Consider the following 16654-nt stretch of genomic DNA (forward strand, 5'->3'; position numbering starts at 1 on the left):
TCTCCTTTACATGTAGCATCTGGATTTTTCTATATTATATCGTTTTTGTGACCAATAGGCAAAACAAGGTTTTAATGTATATACTTTTTTTTACATTGATAGTTTAATTTTAAAATGCTGGGCGAGAGAGGTTTCTTTATCGTGTAGAACGATATTTTTACGATCTATGAAGATTTTGTGTTCATGGTACTCATTCTCAGTAAGCACTTGCTATGTGTTTTTGCGATGACAAACGATTTGTCATTCGTTTGTCATCGCAAACGCAACGATTTGTCATTCCCTTTGACATAAATATCGAGTACGCTTGCTCTTACACAATCTATGATAAGCCATACAGAAGTGAAGGAATAAAGAATGAACTAGGCAAGATAGAAAGAAAAAGCTATGCGGTAGACGTTAAGATTAACATTGCGTTTGTAGCGAGATAGCATGCCTGAGCGGATCTGCTAACACTGTGGTATTTGCAAATTGATGATCCATCAGTGGAGAGAGACGTTCCTCGTGTGCACTATTCTACTGTCTTCATATCACTATATATAAAATAATAAATAAAAATTCAGAAGAGGTGAACTATTCTATGCATTTTGGTAAGCGTTTGCGTCAGGAACGATTACATCGTCATTTATCACAAGAAGCGCTCGCCGAAGCTCTTGCCCTCTCTGCCAGAAGCATACGTCGTTGGGAGCGGGGACAAGCGTTTCCACAAGCCTCTGTTCGGCTCCAACTCAGTCGCTTTTTGGGGCTACATCCCCAAGAATTATTTGAAGATCAGGAGGTAGAGACGTCTTCCATGCCTCTTTGGTGTGTTCCCTTTCCACGCAATCCCTTCTTCACTGGGCGAGAAGCTCTCCTTATGACACTTCACACATCTCTGTACATCCATGAAGATGTTGCGTTTCGGCATATATACGCGCTCCACGGGCTTGGTGGTGTTGGTAAGACGCAGCTTGCCTTAGAATATGTGTATCGCTTTGCTCAGGACTACAGAGCCGTCTTCTGGATTGATGCAGAAACTACCGAAAGCATCAATGTCAGTCTCTTACGAATTGCCGCAGTGCTCCAATTACCGAATCGCGAGAGTAAGGACCAACAACGTGTCATCTCAGCGGTTACTGCTTGGTTGACAATACATGATCAATGGCTGCTGATTTGTGATAACGTGGAAGACCTAAACGTGTTGGATCGCTTTCTTCCCTCTATACAACATGGGGCAGTTCTGTTCACAACATGCCTACAAGCATTAGGGACACGTGCGCGAAGCATTCCTGTTTTGCCAATGGAACATGAGGAGGGAATGCTGTTTCTGCTGCGCCGTGCAAGAGTACTGGAGGCGGAAGCAATTGGTGAGCATATGCATCAGTTTTCCATGCAACAGCCGTCTCAATATGCGGCAGCGGGGGAACTGGTCACACTGACAGGAGGATTGCCCCTGGCACTTGATCAAGCGGGGGCTTACCTGGAAGAAACACAGTGTGGCTTATCTGCCTATCTAGAACTCTTCCGTACCCGGCGTAGCACCCTACTTCAACAGCAAAGAGAGGGAGAAGGGGCACAAGATCATCCGATGTCTGTTGCAACTACCTTTACCCTTGCAATCACCGCGACTACTGAATGTCATCCGGCTGTGCTGGATCTTTTACGGGTCTGTGCGTTGCTGCATCCAGATGCCCTCCCCGAAGAACTCTTTCTTGAGGGAGGTAGACTGCTTGGAGCAACACTGGAGACGGTATGTCGTGATCCACTGGAGTGGCACCGAGTCGTTGCCATCGCCTGTTCCTATTCCTTGCTCTCGCGCCAGTCCGAAACAAGGACATTCTCGATCCACCCTCTGGTGCGGGCTGTACTCTTAGATTCTATGCCGGAGGATGTGCGGCAAGTATGGACTCAACGAATAGTGGAGGCACTCGACGTTGTCTTTCCAGAAAAATGTCCCTCGAAGGAGTATGCCTCCTGGTGCTTACAGTGTGAGCGATTAGTGAAGCATGCGTTGCTCTGTGTGTCTCAAGCCCAAGCTACTGAACGCTCTCTTCCTCTGACATCCTTAGTGTATAAAGTCGCGCAGTATATGCATGAGTATGCACAATCTGGAGAGGCGGAGCCCCTCTATCAGCAGCAAACCATGCAGATTCGGGAACAGCTGCTCAGCATACAGGCCCCTCTGGTTGCCGAATTATTCAACAGGCTGGCAAGCCTCTTTTGCGATCAGGGCCGATATGTGGAAGCGGAACCACTCTATCAGTGTGTGCTACAGTATCAAGAAATGGTGACAAATACGCCATTTCTCATGTATGCCCCTACGGATAAGGGCATTGGATGCACTGCATATCCTCTACTCCCTGACGCGAAGGCCGCAGGAGCTACTTTTCTGATAATGTTGAGTGAGCCATTGACATCGGCATTGATGAGCGTGCCAAACTGAGAACGAAACAAGCCACGTTTGAGACACCTGCCTGCATACAACTCGTGCTTCTGGAGAGGTTCATGATCAAGAAACGAGCACTTGGAGGTGTAGGACTCTTCCGTGATATGCACCTGGATGCCCACCAGCTGGGCTTTGTACGTGAGCAGATCAATGAAACGTGCATGCGGCGCACCAAAATTCTGGTTGTTGCGCTTGCCCAAGTTGGCTCCCTGTTTCCACTCAGAATTTATGCCAATCACCAGATGCCCGATGCCTTCCAGCACAAGCAGATCAATGATGCGACGTGAAGCTCCATGCAGGTAGTGATTGATCTTGCGCGTGCGTTTGGTCGTGATTCGTTCAAGCTGCTTGCTGGTGAAGCGCTTCTGTGAGCTGAGATGGCTTTGCAGGCGTGCGCGCTCTTTGTTGTACCACTGATTGATGCTCTTGACAGGGCGCCCGTTAACGATGCGAGGCATGAAGCCTTGCTTGTTTGATGTTAGCGCTGCCAAGTTGTTCAATCCAATATCGATCCCTGCATAGAGCAAATCATCGACAAGGGCTTGCTCAGGCTCTCGTTGGTAGACGACTTCCACCACATAGAGTCCTAGCCTGGTATTCGGCTAGGGAGCCGGGAGGAATATGCACATCTCCCCATCCTGCTGATGAGTGCAGATGTGCTGCAGCACGTCAATGGCAACAAGCACCTCAGAACGCTGTGGAACCCTTTTGAAGTGGAAGCCCTGCTGCACATCGTCGCGAAACTGCTGGCCTGAGCAGAAAAGCGTGTCCCTGGCACCGAAAAGCGTTCTCTGACTGCGATGGTGTTCAAGCTACGCTCCCATGATCGGAAAGATCACACGCGCAGGGACAGACCAATATGGATGTCTGGCTGCCCCACAGCGCATTCAAGAAGTATCCACTCTTGTACTCAACGTGTATCTTGGAGATAGAACGCCACTCTCGATGGATCTATTTCGCTCGTGGGAAGCACCTATTCCCTTTACAGAGAAGCAGAAGGAGAACAGTGAGATGCCCCAAGCCGCCACCTACGATGCAATCGTGATCGGGACCAGTCAGGGCGGCGGATTTCTCCCCATCGCCCTGGCAAAGGCAGGCCGAAACGTGGCGGTGATTGAGCGGGACCATATCGGTGGGGTCTGTGTCAACGTGGGCTGTCCCCCACCAAAATGATGGTTACCAGCACACGCCTCGCCTACCTGGCACGGCGTGATACTGAGTACGGCATTCACATTGGCCCCGTTTCAGTCGATCTGCAAGCCGTCCGCCAACGCAAACAAGGGATCGTCGAGGGTGCGCGTAACGGCTACCAGAATCGTCTGACCGCAACGCAAGGAAGGCATCTTCACCCATCCGCTCTGGCGGATGGGTGAAGATGCGCTCTGTTTATGACACTCGATTCGTAGGACAAGTTGTCGTTCATCAAAAATACCATGAGAAAGAGATCAGGAGTGAAGAAATGAGCGAAGGTTTCGTCTCGCGGGGATTCCGAGGTCGCCGAAAGCCTGGCGACGAGCGTGGGCGAATCCCGCCAGGACAATATCTGGAGCGTGGCTTCCCTGTCCTTTCGGCAGGACCAACGCCACACATGCCCCTCGCAACCTGGGATTTCTCCCTGCTTGGGGAGGTCGATCAACCAAAACAGTGGACCTGGGATGCCTTTCGCGCACTGCCACATGAGATGGTGACCAAAGACATCCACTGCGTAACCAAGTGGTCGAAACTGGATACCCACTGGGAAGGCGTCTCTGTCGAGACACTGCTTGAGCAGGTTGCGTATGATGCCAAGTACGTGATCGCCTTTAGCGATGGCGGCTATACCACCAACCTTCCGCTGGAAGATGTGTTGGGTGGGAAGGCATGGGTGGTGGATGCGTATGAGGGGCAGCCACTCCCCCCTGAACACGGTGGACCGGCCCGCCTGCTGGTTCCCCATCTCTACTTCTGGAAGAGCGCCAAGTGGGTCCGGGGGCTGCGGTTGGTCGCGCAGGATGAACCGGGCTTCTGGGAGTCGCTTGGCTACCACAATCACGGTGATCCATGGAAAGAAGAACGATACCGGGGCGACTAAGCTGGCAACTCGGCGAGGTGGTTGTGACGCAGGAAGAAACAGCGCGGGCGAAGAGCATCACACTTGCCATCCCCCGCTGGAACGGGCATCGACCAGGGCAGCATGTGGATGTGCGCCTCACGGCTGAAGATGGCTACCAGGCAGAGCGCAGCTATTCGATCGCGTCTGCTCCTCAGCTGGAACCACATGTGACGCTTACCGTTGAACGGCTCGATGAGGGGAAGTATCGCCCTACCTCACGGGTGAACTCCGTGTCGGTGACCAGCTGGAACTGCGCGGTCCAATCGGGGGATACTTCGTCTGGGAGGAGCAGATGGGTGGCCCTCTCTTGCTGATAGCTGGGGGCTCGGGGATTGTGCCGTTGATGGCGATGATCCGCTATTGGGCTGATCTAGAGAGCACGATTCCGATCCGTTTGCTGTATTCGTCGCGATCATACACAGAGGTCATCTACCGTGACGAACTCGCTCGCCTGGTCAAGAGTAACACGAAGCTTGAGGTGGCACATACGCTCACCCGTGAGCAACCGTCAGGATGGACAGGGTATCACCGCCGGATCGATACCGAGATGCTGCGTGAGGTGGCATGGCCAGTTGATCAACGCCCGTTGCTGTTCATCTGTGGCCCAACCCCATTCGTCGAAACAACCGCCACGAGTCTCGTCACCCTGGGATATGAGCCAGGGCGCATCAAAACCGAACGCTTCGGACCGACAGGAGAAACATGATGGAGAACACGCTTGATGGCAACGCTGCCGGGGGCATCCTGCAAGAGATCTTCCCCTTTGAAATGACGCAGGTCCAGGCAACCTGCACAGGCTGCGGCGCAACCGCAGCCATCGGTGCTTTGGCTGTCTACATGCACGGGATGGGGACGGTCATCCGCTGCCCCTCCTGCGATACAGTGCTCATTCGTGTGGCGCAGGTAAGGGGGTGCTACTGGCTGGATATGCGGGGGGTGCGCGTTCTTCAGATCAGCACAGAGGGCTAGTACCGGTATGCGGCGCGAAAAGCAAAATTATGGCAGAGGAAAAGGAAAAAGCCGGCATACAGGCGAAGAGGCTTGCGTATGCTGAAATGAGGTCTGTCAGAACTGAAACAACCGGATAGAACAAAACCATCGAGGGATCAAACAGCGATACTATCCCATGCATGGCTTCGGGAGTTTTGCGTCAGCATCTCGCTTTTGTCGTGCCTTTGATGAAGTATGCAACTCTCTCCGTCCTCGTCGCAGCATGGGGGAAGTGCTCTCTCCTGGAACAACGCACAAGAAACACACACAACATGCCTCCTCCTCCTGTTCCACTCCCCCTGCCTTCTCCTACCTCCTTTCCCTCCACCTTCTTCAATCCTCAACCAGAGCATGGGCGAACTGTCCTTCCAACGATAGATAGCAACGACTATAGGACGTGACGGGCGCTCACAGCACAAAACGTAGACACATTGATGACAACATGATAGAATATACACAGCTTTCTATAGAAGAAGTAAGATGTATGGAAATGAGAATCAGCGAATCTGTCGTGCTCCCGCTGCCTGAACACGTCCACGCCAGACGTGAGGCGGCAGCCCGCTTCACCGAACAATGTGAGGTCATCGCGACCATCGAGATTCGTGGACAGGTCCTCTTGGAGGATACCACCACTCGCCTCTTCCCGGACTGGGTCATCGTGAGTCAGCTTGATGATATCCTGAACCTGCTTGGGCTGGGCGACTGGACGGAACTGCCAGAGGATGCCCGCCTGCTCTGGGCTCGCCCCCTCCAAAGCGAATTCCGTCTCCAAGAAATGCGAGAAGAACACTAGGATACACACGCATTTTTCCCTAACTATAAAGGAGCATCTAAGATAGAACTATGCCGTCGTGAATTCGTCATTCACGCAAACAATCGTCTTACCCTCCATGCTGGGTGGTGGGAAGAGTGCAAAGAAAATATTGAAACATGTGACATCAATACGATGATGGTTCTGTGATGCTTGTGCATATTGGAAAGGCGCACTTCTATGGAAGCTTTGCCTCTTCTCACGCTGCACGGGTTGACAGCGTGAGAAGAGGCTGGCGTGGCGCGACTTTAAGGAAGGCTTGAAGCCTATCAGGGCTTATTGGTTGGCGAGAGAAACGACCCAGTGCTGTCCTGCACCGTGAACTCCGCGTGTAACGAGGCCGTTGAAACGCCACCGACCCACACATCGAAGATCGATGCATCCAGGACAGAGGTATTTTGCGCCGAACTCCAGTAGCGCCGCGCTGCCGCATCGAGTTGGAAGTGGAGAGTGCGAGTCTCTCCGGATTCAAGCACCACCCGTTGAAACGCTTTGAGTTCGCGTACTGGTCGCGCAGCACGCCCATACCGTTGGTGCAGATAGAGCTGGGCTACCTCCTCGATGGCACGCGAAGAACGGTTTTGTACCTCAACCTGGATTTCCAGGGTTTCATCAAGCCCAATGGCTGAAGCGTGCAGGCAAAGATTGGTGTATGCCACCTCGCCGTAGGTCAGGCCAAAGCCGAAAGGATACAGCGGAGTGCTCTCTTCTTCCCAGTAGCGCATCATGCTGGTCTGTGGTTGATGTGAACGCAAGTGCGAATAGATGAGCGGCACCTGACCAACGCTGCGTGGCCAACTGAATGGCAGTTTGCCGCCGGGAGCCACCTCTCCAAACAGGACTCTCGCCACAGCCAGCCCACCCTCAGAGCCTGGATGCCATGCCACGAGGATCGCCGCCGTCCGTTCGATGGCTCGACGCAGATCGAGGGGTCGCCCACTCAGCAGGACCAGAACAACAGGTGTGTCTGTGGCTGCAACTGCTTCCAGCAACTCCACCTGGCGCCCTGGTAGGTCGAGCGTCGAGCGAGAAGCCGCTTCTCCATTCATATCTGCTGCCTCCCCCAGCACCAGCACCACCACATCAGATGTGCGAGCAAGTTCGATAGCTCGGCTGAACTCGGCCTCCTCATCGAACAGTGCGGCCTGCGGAGAAGTGTCACCCACGAATTGCTCCATGGCAGCAAAAGGAGAGGGAAATACCCGTGTCGGGACAGGCACACCGGGGGCATACGCTACCGTGACGCCGGAGCCCGCCACCCGCTGCATACCCTCCAGTAGGGTGACGGTCGCTTCCAGATCGTGGGCAAAGGCCCACGGACCGAGGGTGGCCTGTTTGTCGTCTGCCAATGGCCCGATCACCGCGATAGAGCGCACGGCTGAACGGTCAAGAGGTAACACCGATCCAATGTTGCGCAGCAGCACTGCCGAGCGTTCCGCTGCAATGCGTGCCATCTCGCGATGTTCAGGGAGGCCCAGTGTTTTTGCTGCCCGTCCCTCATCAACGTAGGGCTGCTCGAAGAGTCCCAGGCGGAACTTCAACAGCAACACACGCCTGACAGCCTCGTCCAGGCGCTGCTCGTCTACCAGGCCCTGGCGAATCGCGTCTGGCAACGTCGCGAAGGCACCGACACCAGGGGTGGGAATCATACCCTCCTGGAAGCGAAGCCCAAACCACATTTCCATGTCCAGACCCGCGCGAATCGCTCGTGTGGCCGCATCGAGGTCGTCTTTAGCAAATCCATGCGTCGTGAGGTCAACCACGGAGCTGGCGTCACTGACGATAAACCCCTCAAAGCCTAGCTCACCACGCAGGACATCGGTAATGAGTCGGCGGTCAGCAGCCCCAGGAACACCGCCCGTCCCCACATAGGATGTCATGATGTTGCCCGCTCCGGCCTTGACCGCCGCAGCAAAGGGCGGTAGGTACACGTTGCGCAGCTCGTTTTCTGAGAGATTCACTTCGTCATAGTCGCGCCCACCAAGAGCCGCGCCGTAGCCGAGAAAGTGCTTGGGGCCTGCGACAATGTGGTCAGGAGTGCCAATGCCGTCCCCCTGAAAGCCACGTACCTGTGCGGCGGCCATCTGGGAACCGAGATATGGATCTTCCCCAGCCCCCTCGACGATGCGGCCCCACCGTGGGTCGCGGGCAATATCGACCATGGGCGCGAATGCCCAGTGAATGCCCACCGCGCGTGCCTCGCGCGCCGCAATGCCCTGGACACGTTCGACAAGCTCCGGGTCCCAGGAGGCGGCCAGACCGAGCGGGACAGGAAAGATCGTCCGTAGCCCATGGATCACATCGAAACCAAAGAGCAGCGGGATTCCCAGGCGGCTTTCTTCGACGGCGATGCGTTGCAGGCGGTTGGTCTCAGCGGGATCAGAAATGAACAACAGGCTGCCAGCACGGCCAGAGCGGACTTCCGCCTCGACAAACTCGGCCTGGGCCGACATCCCGGCCAGATAGAAATACTGACTGATCTGCCCGGCTTTCTCTTCAAGGGTCATGGCAGCGAGCAGTGTGTCAGCTTGTTGGAGATGGGTCTCGTTCGTACTCACATGCTTTTCCTTCTGGTGGCCCCTTCACGCATGTCATGGAGTATTTGACTAATGCATGGAACCACCGTCTACTCAGTTCTTCTCTTCCTTCAGATAACCTGTGTCGTCATTCCTCAAATGGACGGCCTTTATAATAGTAGAGTTTGTCCTGCTCGTTAATTTCGCGCAGCACTTTGCAAGGGTTGCCCGCAGCCACCACATTGGCCGGGATATCCTTGGTGACAATACTGCCTGCTCCAATGACGCTATTCTCTCCAATGGTGACGCCTGGACAAATCACCGCGCCAGCCCCGACCCACACATTGTCGCCAATGGTCACCGGAAGAGCATACATGTATCCCCGGCGTGCAGGATCAATGGGGTGCCCGGTCACCGCAATCGTGACATTTGGCCCAAACATGACCCGGTTTCCGATGATGATTTTGTAATCGTCTACCAAGCCCAGGTTAAAATTGACGTAGACCATATCCCCGAAAAACACATTGGTTCCATAGCAGAAGGAAATGGGAGGTTCAATCCAACAATGTTCCCCGATTGATCCAAACATCTCCTTCATCAGTGCCAGACGCTTTTCGATTTCTGTCGGTCTGGTATGATTGAACTCATACATCCGTTCTTTCGCGCGGAGCCGTTCTTCAGGAAGCCCTTCGCTCATATCAGTGAACAGTCTTCCACTGGCAATCCGTTCACGTTGTGTCAGCGTCTTCTCGTCCTGAGTCATACTACCCTCTTCTTTCCGTGACTTCACATATCTGCCATTGACGAATGGCACCTTCTCGTTCGTTCTTTTCAGGTTCCTTGTGCCGTGCCTTCTTCTGCGGAGAAATCCCTGGTGATATTCTTGAGCCAGGTAAACTGTTGATAATGCCGATAGATAAAGGGCATTTTCACGAATTCATCCAGACAGAGCACGAAAAATACCACCATAGCTGGTATCCGAAACACAAAGGCACACAACAGACCAAGGGGGATGGAGACCCCCCACATAACCAGAGCATCAGTGATCAATCCAAAGCGGGAGTCACCACCAGCGCAGAATACCCCGACAATCACTGTGGCATTGATGGATTTCCCAATGATGTAATAGGAGTTGATCATCAGCATGATTGCCAGATATCCTGATGCAGTCTCAGTCAGGGGAACGATGTGAAGGAGAAGTGGCCTCGTCAGCAGGATTAGGATACCTCCCGTAGCGCCACAGAACAACGCCAGTTTACATAGCCGGGAGGCGTCTCTTCTGGCCTGTTCCAGGCGATTCTCCCCAATTTCTTTGCCAATCAGGATCGCACCACCACTGGCCAGACCCAAACTCACCACGACTGCGAGATCGAATACCACGCTCGCCAGCGCATTCGCCGCGACGACATCGGCTCCCAGGTGTCCCAGGATAGCTGCATACATGGCAATCGCCCCACCCCAGACACATTCGTTCCCCAGAACTGGTAGGGAATATCGCAAGTAATCCCCGAAAAGCAACGGGCTTCGGACAAACAGTGCGCGCAGCCTCAGTTGCAACTCAGGAGCGTGTCGTCGGGAGTCAAGCAGACACCAAGCCAGTTGCATCGCCTGGGCGATTGTGGTGGCAAGCGCAACCCCAACGACGCCGAGTTTGGGAGCCCGAGCAACCCAAAGAGCAAGACCGCATTCAGGCTAACACCCAGGGCCAGGGAGATCGACGTGATGAGGGTACTCACACGGACCCGTCCCGTGCTTCTGAGAAAGCACAGATAGATCTGTGAAATGCTCATCAAAAGATAGGAGGGGCCAATCAGGCGTAGATAGGATGCACCTATGACGATGAGCGCCTTATCCGACGTAAAGAGCTGCATCAAGAACTGGGGACACAAACACGCAGCGATACAAAAGAGGGAGGCCACGAAGAGCGAAAGCCGCAGGGAAATCCCATAGAGTTTCTCAATCGCCTGGGTGTCTCCTTTGCCCCAATACTGCGCCACCAGCATGGTCGCCCCAATGGTGAGTCCAGCAAAGAAGAGATTCAAAATGAACAAGATCTGGCTGGCTAGAGAGACGGCGGAAAGGGCCGTCTGGCTCACCGAACCCAACATAATGACGTTCGCGGAACTTCCCACGGCAGTCAGGAGATTCTGCAACGCAATGGGGAAGACCAGAGCAAACAAGGTTTGAGAGAAAGCACGTCTCTCCTCACGTGCGCTGGTTTGGAGTGTACTTTCAAGAGGCCGTAGCCCTTCCCTTTTCCAGCGAGGTAGCCTGATGATGCGTTTGTCCATAGCATAACCATAGCCCATTCTCATCAGAAGAGCTATCAGTTTCTCCTCCGATTTTATAACTATCGTATCTTTCTTGCCAGTTCTGTGCTAGGCGCCCAAGCCTGTCAGACGGGTGGGCTTGCGCCCTGGCACATGCACATGTACAGTGAGGCTGTTTCTCTGCTTATTCGGGCAACATGCGCAAGAATTGGAGAGAACGCTTAGCGCTTTCCAGGGAAGGAATGCGTGGTTGATCGTTTTCCACAAGAAAGCCCTGGACGCCACTGGTGCGTGCTGCCGCAACAATCTCAGCAATAGGGAGGATGCCTGCGCCGACTTCGGTGAATGTGCGCTCCGGGGTCATATCCTTCACATGAACCAGCGTGACGCGTCCAGCATGACGTTGCAGATACTCGACGGGATCGACACCAGCAAAGGCTGCCCAGTAGGTATCAAGTTCAAACGAGACACTGGCAGGATCGGTCTGCTCAATGAGATAATCAAGCACCAGCGTCGGATTCTTGTCGCTTATGGGCGCGAATTCAAAGTCGTGGTTATGATACCCCAGAGTTAGACCGCATGCTCGCGCCTTGCGGCCAAGATGATTGAGGGTTCCTGCAAGCATAGTCAAGGCTTCCGTGGTGCGTTGATGGGGCGGAAGCCAGGGAACAATGAGCGTTGGGCAGCCGATGGCCAAAGCATACGCAGTTTCCTGCTCAAAGCGCTGTTCCAGGCTCTCCAGCGAAATATGAGAAGAGAGCGCCTGGAGGCCGGTTTCAGCCAGGAGCGCTTGCATCTGTGGAATGGAAAGGCCACCATAGTCGGCAAACTCAACCGCTGGATAGCCTAGTTCTGACACGCGTCTGAGTGTCCCCGCAAAGTCTCGTGCTGTTTCGTCGCGTACTGTGTACAACTGCAATGCTATGATACTCATATATTCCCTTTCTGAACGTCCTCTCCAGGCAGACTCTTGTCTTCAGCACCACCTTCAACCACGCTGAAAAGCAGAGCATACAAAGCAACACCGCGCATTCGTGTCCCCGCCCATGCGTTGATAGGTATACGCCAACTATGTACGAGAAAACGCGCGCTAGTTTGCGGTATGCTCAAAGATCGAAGCTGCCCTCCCCTTTGCTTGTGGAGTCTCGTGAGGGTGAACTATTTCATACCATAACAATAGTCCATTTTTCTTGAAAAAAACCATCACCTTCTGCTATATTTTTATAACGATTGTATCTTTCTTGTGGAGGAAACCGTCAGTGTTCCAGTTAACGATTCGCGATGACCTGTCAGAAGTGATTGATTATACCTCACCCAACGTGCCGATCCGGACTGTTGAGGGGACGTTATTGCATTTTCCCAACAAGGCCGCTGTCTGCCACTGGCATAGCGAAGTGGAGTGTATTATCGCGCTGGAGGGAGAGATGCACTATTTTGTCAATGAACAGGTGTATCGACTGGCACAAGGGACGGGAATTGTCGTCAATGCGAATCGGCTGCATTTCGGGTATGCGGTCAATGACCGTGACTGCAAGTTTCTTGTGCTGCTCCTGCATCCTTCTCTGCTGAGCGGGAATGCATATCTGGAGAGCCACTATATCAATCCCTTGCTCTACGATGCCAACAGTGATGCGATTCTGTTGTCAGGAGAGGTGGCGTGGCACCGCCAGGCCCTGCACATGATCGCCACTTTGTTTCAGTTAGGCCAGCAACAGCCAGCCCATTATGAATTCCAGATCTCCATCCAGTTTGCAACGCTTTGGTTGCTCCTGTACGAACATACCGTGGCCCAATACGGTTCGTTTCAAGGCACATCCGCGCCGAGCAACCACCTGAAAGAGATGATCGGCTATATCCAAAAGCATTATCCAAAAAAAATATCCTTACACGACATTGCCTCGGCAGGCTTGATGAGCCGCAGCAAGTGCTGTCGCCTTTTCCAACAAACCCTCCATCAAACGCCCATTGAGTACCTGTTGCATTACCGTATCCAGAAAAGTCTCTCATTGCTTGCAGATGACCATCTCGCGATTACTGCCATTGCCGAGGCATGTGGCTTCAATGGGGCTAGTTATTATACCGAGGTCTTTCGTAAGATCATGGGCATCTCTCCCAGTGCCTATCGCAAAAGCAGAGCGTTGTAAGGAGTGCTTAGCATAGGTACATCATCTTCTCCTTTTTGCCACAAGCTCACACATCCCTCTCCGGCGGGCATGCTCCTTGACGTAGATCGTCTCCAGGCCATGCTAACTCCTGCCAGTGACACAGGCCGCCAAGCGAAGCAGTAAATGATCCTCCCACACATCGCCTCTTACGCACCAGGCTCACAACGTTTCACAAACTGTTCCCACCACCACACCGGTCTCACACGCACCAACGCGACGGCTCCAGACCCGCATCAAGCGCCAACTCACACAAGATGCTCTCAGAGCACCCAGAGTACTTCGTGTGCACCTTCCTCGACCCTGGCTCTCGCCATCGATCATACACATATGGACCGTGTCCTCTCACCCTGCACACCTCGATCCATCCCTCCTCTCGCAGGCCCCTCCCTTGCCGCCACCGCCGCAATTGCCGCTTCTTGTTACGCACCGTTTCGGGATCAGCGTCTCGCTAGATGGTGAGACACAATTGAACACCCCCTCTTTTCCTTTTCCCAACAGGTCTAGTTCCCCCCCCAGGGCAGAGAAAGGCGGTCACCATCTAGCTGAGATCGCAGAGTGGTACCCTCTTGCCAACCTCTCGATAGCCCAATCGTCGTCCATCACTCAACCGGAGCGTGGAATCGGGAGCGGGGGACATACGTGATCTTTCCTTTCCTCTACTTCCATTCTCTTGAATGGTATCCTGGCTTACAGACCACGAGGGGGAGCCTGGATGAAGCGCGAGAGTCTCCCCGCAATCTCCGTGACGCTAATAACGGTCGCGAGCCAGATGCCGCTGGCAAGAAATCCGGCCACAATATCGCTGGGATAATGTGCCCCAGGTAGATCCGCGAGAGACCAATACCTCCCACGAGCAAGAGCATCACCACGACAACGATGATTCGCAGCCAGGGGAAACGGCGCAAGAGATGAAAAAGAGAGAAGAGTGCATCAACAGAGCTGGGCGAAAACGTTTCTCTACCGCCTCCATATGGAGGGCAAGCATGAGTCAGCCTTTTTACGCTTCGCGCTCCGTCTCATCGTGCAACTCCGTTTCTTGATCTGGAGCAGGGAGTCCTTCCTGCTCATACACAACGGTTGTGAAAGTATGAAGAGCAGAACGACAGCGGGCGAGAATCTCCCTCGCCGCCTGGCTTGCAGTTCCCTCGAAAAAATCGCGCCGTTGGATTTTTCGCAGCCATCGGGTTAATTTCAGCAGGTCTTGCTCATTTTCCTCCAGTTCCGCAAAGGTAAACTTGCGCGCCTGTGTTTCTTTCTCCAGTTCGTGAAGAAACTCCTGGCAGCGTTCGCGAAACTCTTGATAGTCCTTTGCTCGCTCCTGCTGAAAACGTGCTATCAGCCGTTGATGCATTCCCTCGCTCGGCGCTCTGGCTTCTAGAAGCCATCCGCTCCCTCCTTGATGCTCAATCTCGGTTAAGAGTCGTTGGAGGATCTGGTCGTATGTTGTTGCATAGGGAAGAACCCATGCTCCACCCTGGAGATTGACGGCTCCAGTCTGTTGTAGTCGTCTCCAGACCGATACCCGCAAACTCGATGGGGTCGCGGGTGTTTGAGGGAGAAACACCAACCAGGTGGCTTTTCTTTCTGTTGTCTCTGTCATCTCAATCCACACTCTCTTTTATGTAATGATACTCTTAATGGGGTTACCACCACCAACGCACAAATAGCAGCGCAACCACTCCGGCACACAGGAACCAGATCAGGACAATGGCAAGCGCGCCACCCCAACTTCTTGGTTTGCCCTGATTGATGATCTCCTGCGCTTGTACCCGACTCTCTTGTAGAACCACCGGAGGAATAAGTTTGATCGCGAGCACAATGCCGAGTGGAAGCAAAATGAGATCGTCGAGATAGCCCAGGACAGGGATAAAGTCAGGAATAAGATCGATGGGGCTAAAGGCATATCCCAGCAGACAGATGATAAAGAGCCGAGCGTACCAGGGCACACGCTGATCTTTATAGGCCAACAGGAGCGCAAACAACTCCAGCTTGAGTTGCCGTGCGCGCTCTTTCCACGTTCTTCGAGGCTCAAGGGTCATGAATGCTCTCCCATGATTTTTCGTATTTGTTACTATGATTTATGAAACAAATGTTGCATTTACTAGTATAAATGAGAGCGCACCTGTTGGCAAGAGGGACCGGAGAGAGTTCTGGCACCTCGCCATATGAGTATGACGCGGCGCGCAGGAGTGTTGAGCAACAACAGGGATGCGCAAGCGCTGCCAGTTCCAGATGAGATACAATGAGGAGCAACCCACATAGAAACTGGAGGCTATTTTGGATCAAATGGCTCTTCTCAAACGAGGATTACTGCTCGAATATCTCACTCTGGGATGGAATGTTGTTGGAGTCATTCTTGTTATTCTGGCGGCATATGCCGCCCGTTCCGTTGCTTTGGCAGGCTTTGGCCTGGACTCGCTCATCGAAATCTTTGCATCTGTGGTCGTGATCTGGCAGCTCAGAGGAATGCATCTGAATCGTGAACGCCTGGCGCTTCGCCTCATCGGAATCGCCTTTCTTGTGCTCATCATCTACATTCTAGCCCAACTGCTCTATACGTTCCTCTCGGGGACACGCCCTGCTACCTCGGTTGGAGGAATTGTCTGGACAGCAGCAACCTTCGCCGCCATGCTGCTGCTCGCCTTTGGTAAGCGGATGACTGGACAGAAACTTCAGAATGAAGTGCTGCTGACTGAAGGGCGTGTGACCCTGGTGGATGCCTATCTGGCAGGAGCCGTCCTGCTAGGGCTCCTGCTCAATACGCTCTTTGGGTGGTGGTGGGCCGATCCGCTTGCTTCGCTCGTCATCATCTACTACGGTATTCGGGAGGCTCTTCATGCACTTCATGAGAGCCAGCAAATAGGGAAGGAAAGCTCGGATCTGCCTACCATACCTGGTTAAAACTGAGCTCATGAGCAACCTCTCTTTTTGAGGCTGGTAAACCAGAAGTATTGACAAGCGCTACAGGTGAACTCTCTTTTTGAAGATAGCGCTTATTGTGCTATTCATGCCCGCTATTTTGCGGTCCATGTCAGCTTCTGTCGCCGGACCCCATATAGAATGTAGAGGTGTCGGTGGAGGCTCGATGCTGTTCTCTCATTATGAGCTTGTTCCGCTCCTGATTCAGGCCGCGATACCTCCCTTTTACAAAGAAGACTAGTGCCTCAAACAGGAATGTACTCTTCGAGTGGCATTTCAGCACTCTCTTCTGGTGTCACCGCCATACTAACTGCCTTTCTCTATGTTCATGGAGTTTCAGGGAACAAGGTGGTGTTCTCACCACGCTCCACCTGGACACACTTGTAACATCTCATCCTCTTGTCAGCAGACAAGCCAAAAAAGAGTCACGAAGCACCTCTCCGTGACTCTTCACCTCCCTCGCAAGTAA

Annotated in this window: 15 protein-coding genes and 3 pseudogenes; 10 read left to right on the forward strand and 8 right to left on the reverse strand. The window is 53.3% G+C overall.

Annotated features, from left to right (window positions below; all coding sequences use genetic code 11):
- Positions 1-577: 577 nt before the first annotated feature.
- Positions 578-2419, forward strand: a complete 1842-nt coding sequence (locus K3T82_RS27610; RefSeq protein ID WP_220196773.1) for a helix-turn-helix domain-containing protein — start codon at positions 578-580, stop codon at positions 2417-2419.
- Between the two features lie 2 nt (positions 2420-2421).
- Here K3T82_RS27610 and K3T82_RS48045 read toward each other — a convergent pair.
- Positions 2422-3000: pseudogene (locus K3T82_RS48045) on the reverse strand (RNA-guided endonuclease InsQ/TnpB family protein); the annotation flags it as partial.
- 433 nt (positions 3001-3433) lie between these two features.
- Between K3T82_RS48045 and K3T82_RS48050 the strand changes: the two are divergent.
- From K3T82_RS48050 to K3T82_RS27640, 7 genes and pseudogenes are all read left to right on the forward strand, one after another.
- Positions 3434-3595 carry a hypothetical protein gene (locus K3T82_RS48050; RefSeq protein ID WP_236031603.1) on the forward strand — a complete coding sequence of 54 codons (162 nt, stop codon included), beginning with the start codon at positions 3434-3436 and terminating at the stop codon, positions 3593-3595.
- Positions 3592-3795: a hypothetical protein gene (locus K3T82_RS48055; protein WP_236031604.1), complete on the forward strand. Its 204-nt coding sequence runs from the start codon at positions 3592-3594 to the stop codon at positions 3793-3795. Before K3T82_RS48050 ends, K3T82_RS48055 begins: the two co-directional genes overlap by 4 nt.
- Positions 3796-3881: 86 nt before the next feature.
- Positions 3882-4493 (forward strand): sulfite oxidase-like oxidoreductase, encoded by a 612-nt coding sequence (locus K3T82_RS27625; RefSeq protein WP_220196774.1) that lies wholly within the window; start codon positions 3882-3884, stop codon positions 4491-4493.
- Positions 4463-5220: pseudogene (locus K3T82_RS50130) on the forward strand (ferredoxin reductase). Before K3T82_RS27625 ends, K3T82_RS50130 begins: the two are co-directional and overlap by 31 nt.
- Positions 5217-5483, forward strand: coding sequence for a DUF6510 family protein (locus tag K3T82_RS27635; protein WP_236031607.1), 267 nt, complete (start codon positions 5217-5219; stop codon positions 5481-5483). The pseudogene K3T82_RS50130 and the gene K3T82_RS27635 overlap by 4 nt, the downstream one beginning before the upstream one ends.
- 106 nt (positions 5484-5589) lie before the next feature.
- Positions 5590-5745: pseudogene (locus K3T82_RS48070) on the forward strand (IS6 family transposase); the annotation flags it as partial.
- A gap of 243 nt (positions 5746-5988) precedes the next feature.
- Positions 5989-6297 (forward strand): hypothetical protein, encoded by a 309-nt coding sequence (locus tag K3T82_RS27640; RefSeq protein ID WP_220196775.1) that lies wholly within the window; start codon positions 5989-5991, stop codon positions 6295-6297.
- Between the two features lie 287 nt (positions 6298-6584).
- Here K3T82_RS27640 and K3T82_RS27645 read toward each other — a convergent pair whose 3' ends face one another.
- The 5 genes from K3T82_RS27645 to K3T82_RS27665 form a co-directional block, all read right to left on the reverse strand.
- The gene (locus tag K3T82_RS27645; RefSeq protein WP_420799355.1) at positions 6585-8822 is read right to left on the reverse strand and encodes a glycoside hydrolase family 3 N-terminal domain-containing protein; all 2238 of its coding nucleotides are present in this window, start codon (positions 8820-8822) and stop codon (positions 6585-6587) included.
- A gap of 157 nt (positions 8823-8979) precedes the next feature.
- The gene (locus K3T82_RS27650; protein WP_220196777.1) at positions 8980-9594 is read right to left on the reverse strand and encodes a maltose acetyltransferase domain-containing protein; all 615 of its coding nucleotides are present in this window, start codon (positions 9592-9594) and stop codon (positions 8980-8982) included.
- A 68-nt stretch (positions 9595-9662) separates the two neighbouring features.
- Positions 9663-10331: an MATE family efflux transporter gene (locus K3T82_RS27655; RefSeq protein WP_220196778.1), complete on the reverse strand. Its 669-nt coding sequence runs from the start codon at positions 10329-10331 to the stop codon at positions 9663-9665.
- A gap of 47 nt (positions 10332-10378) precedes the next feature.
- The gene (locus K3T82_RS27660) at positions 10379-11122 is read right to left on the reverse strand and encodes an MATE family efflux transporter (RefSeq protein WP_220196779.1); all 744 of its coding nucleotides are present in this window, start codon (positions 11120-11122) and stop codon (positions 10379-10381) included.
- Positions 11123-11285: 163 nt separating this feature from the next.
- Positions 11286-12035 carry a sugar phosphate isomerase/epimerase family protein gene (locus K3T82_RS27665; protein ID WP_220196780.1) on the reverse strand — a complete coding sequence of 250 codons (750 nt, stop codon included), beginning with the start codon at positions 12033-12035 and terminating at the stop codon, positions 11286-11288.
- Positions 12036-12360: 325 nt separating this feature from the next.
- Between K3T82_RS27665 and K3T82_RS27670 the strand changes: the two genes are divergently transcribed.
- Positions 12361-13245, forward strand: a complete 885-nt coding sequence (locus K3T82_RS27670; protein WP_220196781.1) for an AraC family transcriptional regulator — start codon at positions 12361-12363, stop codon at positions 13243-13245.
- A 1018-nt stretch (positions 13246-14263) separates the two neighbouring features.
- On the opposite strand, the gene K3T82_RS27675 is transcribed toward K3T82_RS27670, so the two are convergent.
- Entirely contained in the window at positions 14264-14866 is a 603-nt protein-coding gene (locus tag K3T82_RS27675) for a Chromate resistance protein ChrB (RefSeq protein ID WP_220196782.1), read from the reverse strand.
- Between the two features lie 43 nt (positions 14867-14909).
- On the reverse strand, positions 14910-15305 hold the full coding sequence (locus tag K3T82_RS27680) for a YkvA family protein (RefSeq protein WP_220196783.1): 396 nt from the start codon (positions 15303-15305) through the stop codon (positions 14910-14912).
- Positions 15306-15552: 247 nt separating this feature from the next.
- Here K3T82_RS27680 and K3T82_RS27685 point away from each other — a divergent pair, with 247 nt between their 5' ends.
- Positions 15553-16167 carry a cation efflux transmembrane domain-containing protein gene (locus tag K3T82_RS27685; RefSeq protein ID WP_236031662.1) on the forward strand — a complete coding sequence of 205 codons (615 nt, stop codon included), beginning with the start codon at positions 15553-15555 and terminating at the stop codon, positions 16165-16167.
- Positions 16168-16654: the final 487 nt, after the last annotated feature.

This window comes from Ktedonospora formicarum, assembly GCF_016587355.1.
Lineage (GTDB): Bacteria > Chloroflexota > Ktedonobacteria > Ktedonobacterales > Ktedonobacteraceae > Ktedonobacter > Ktedonobacter formicarum.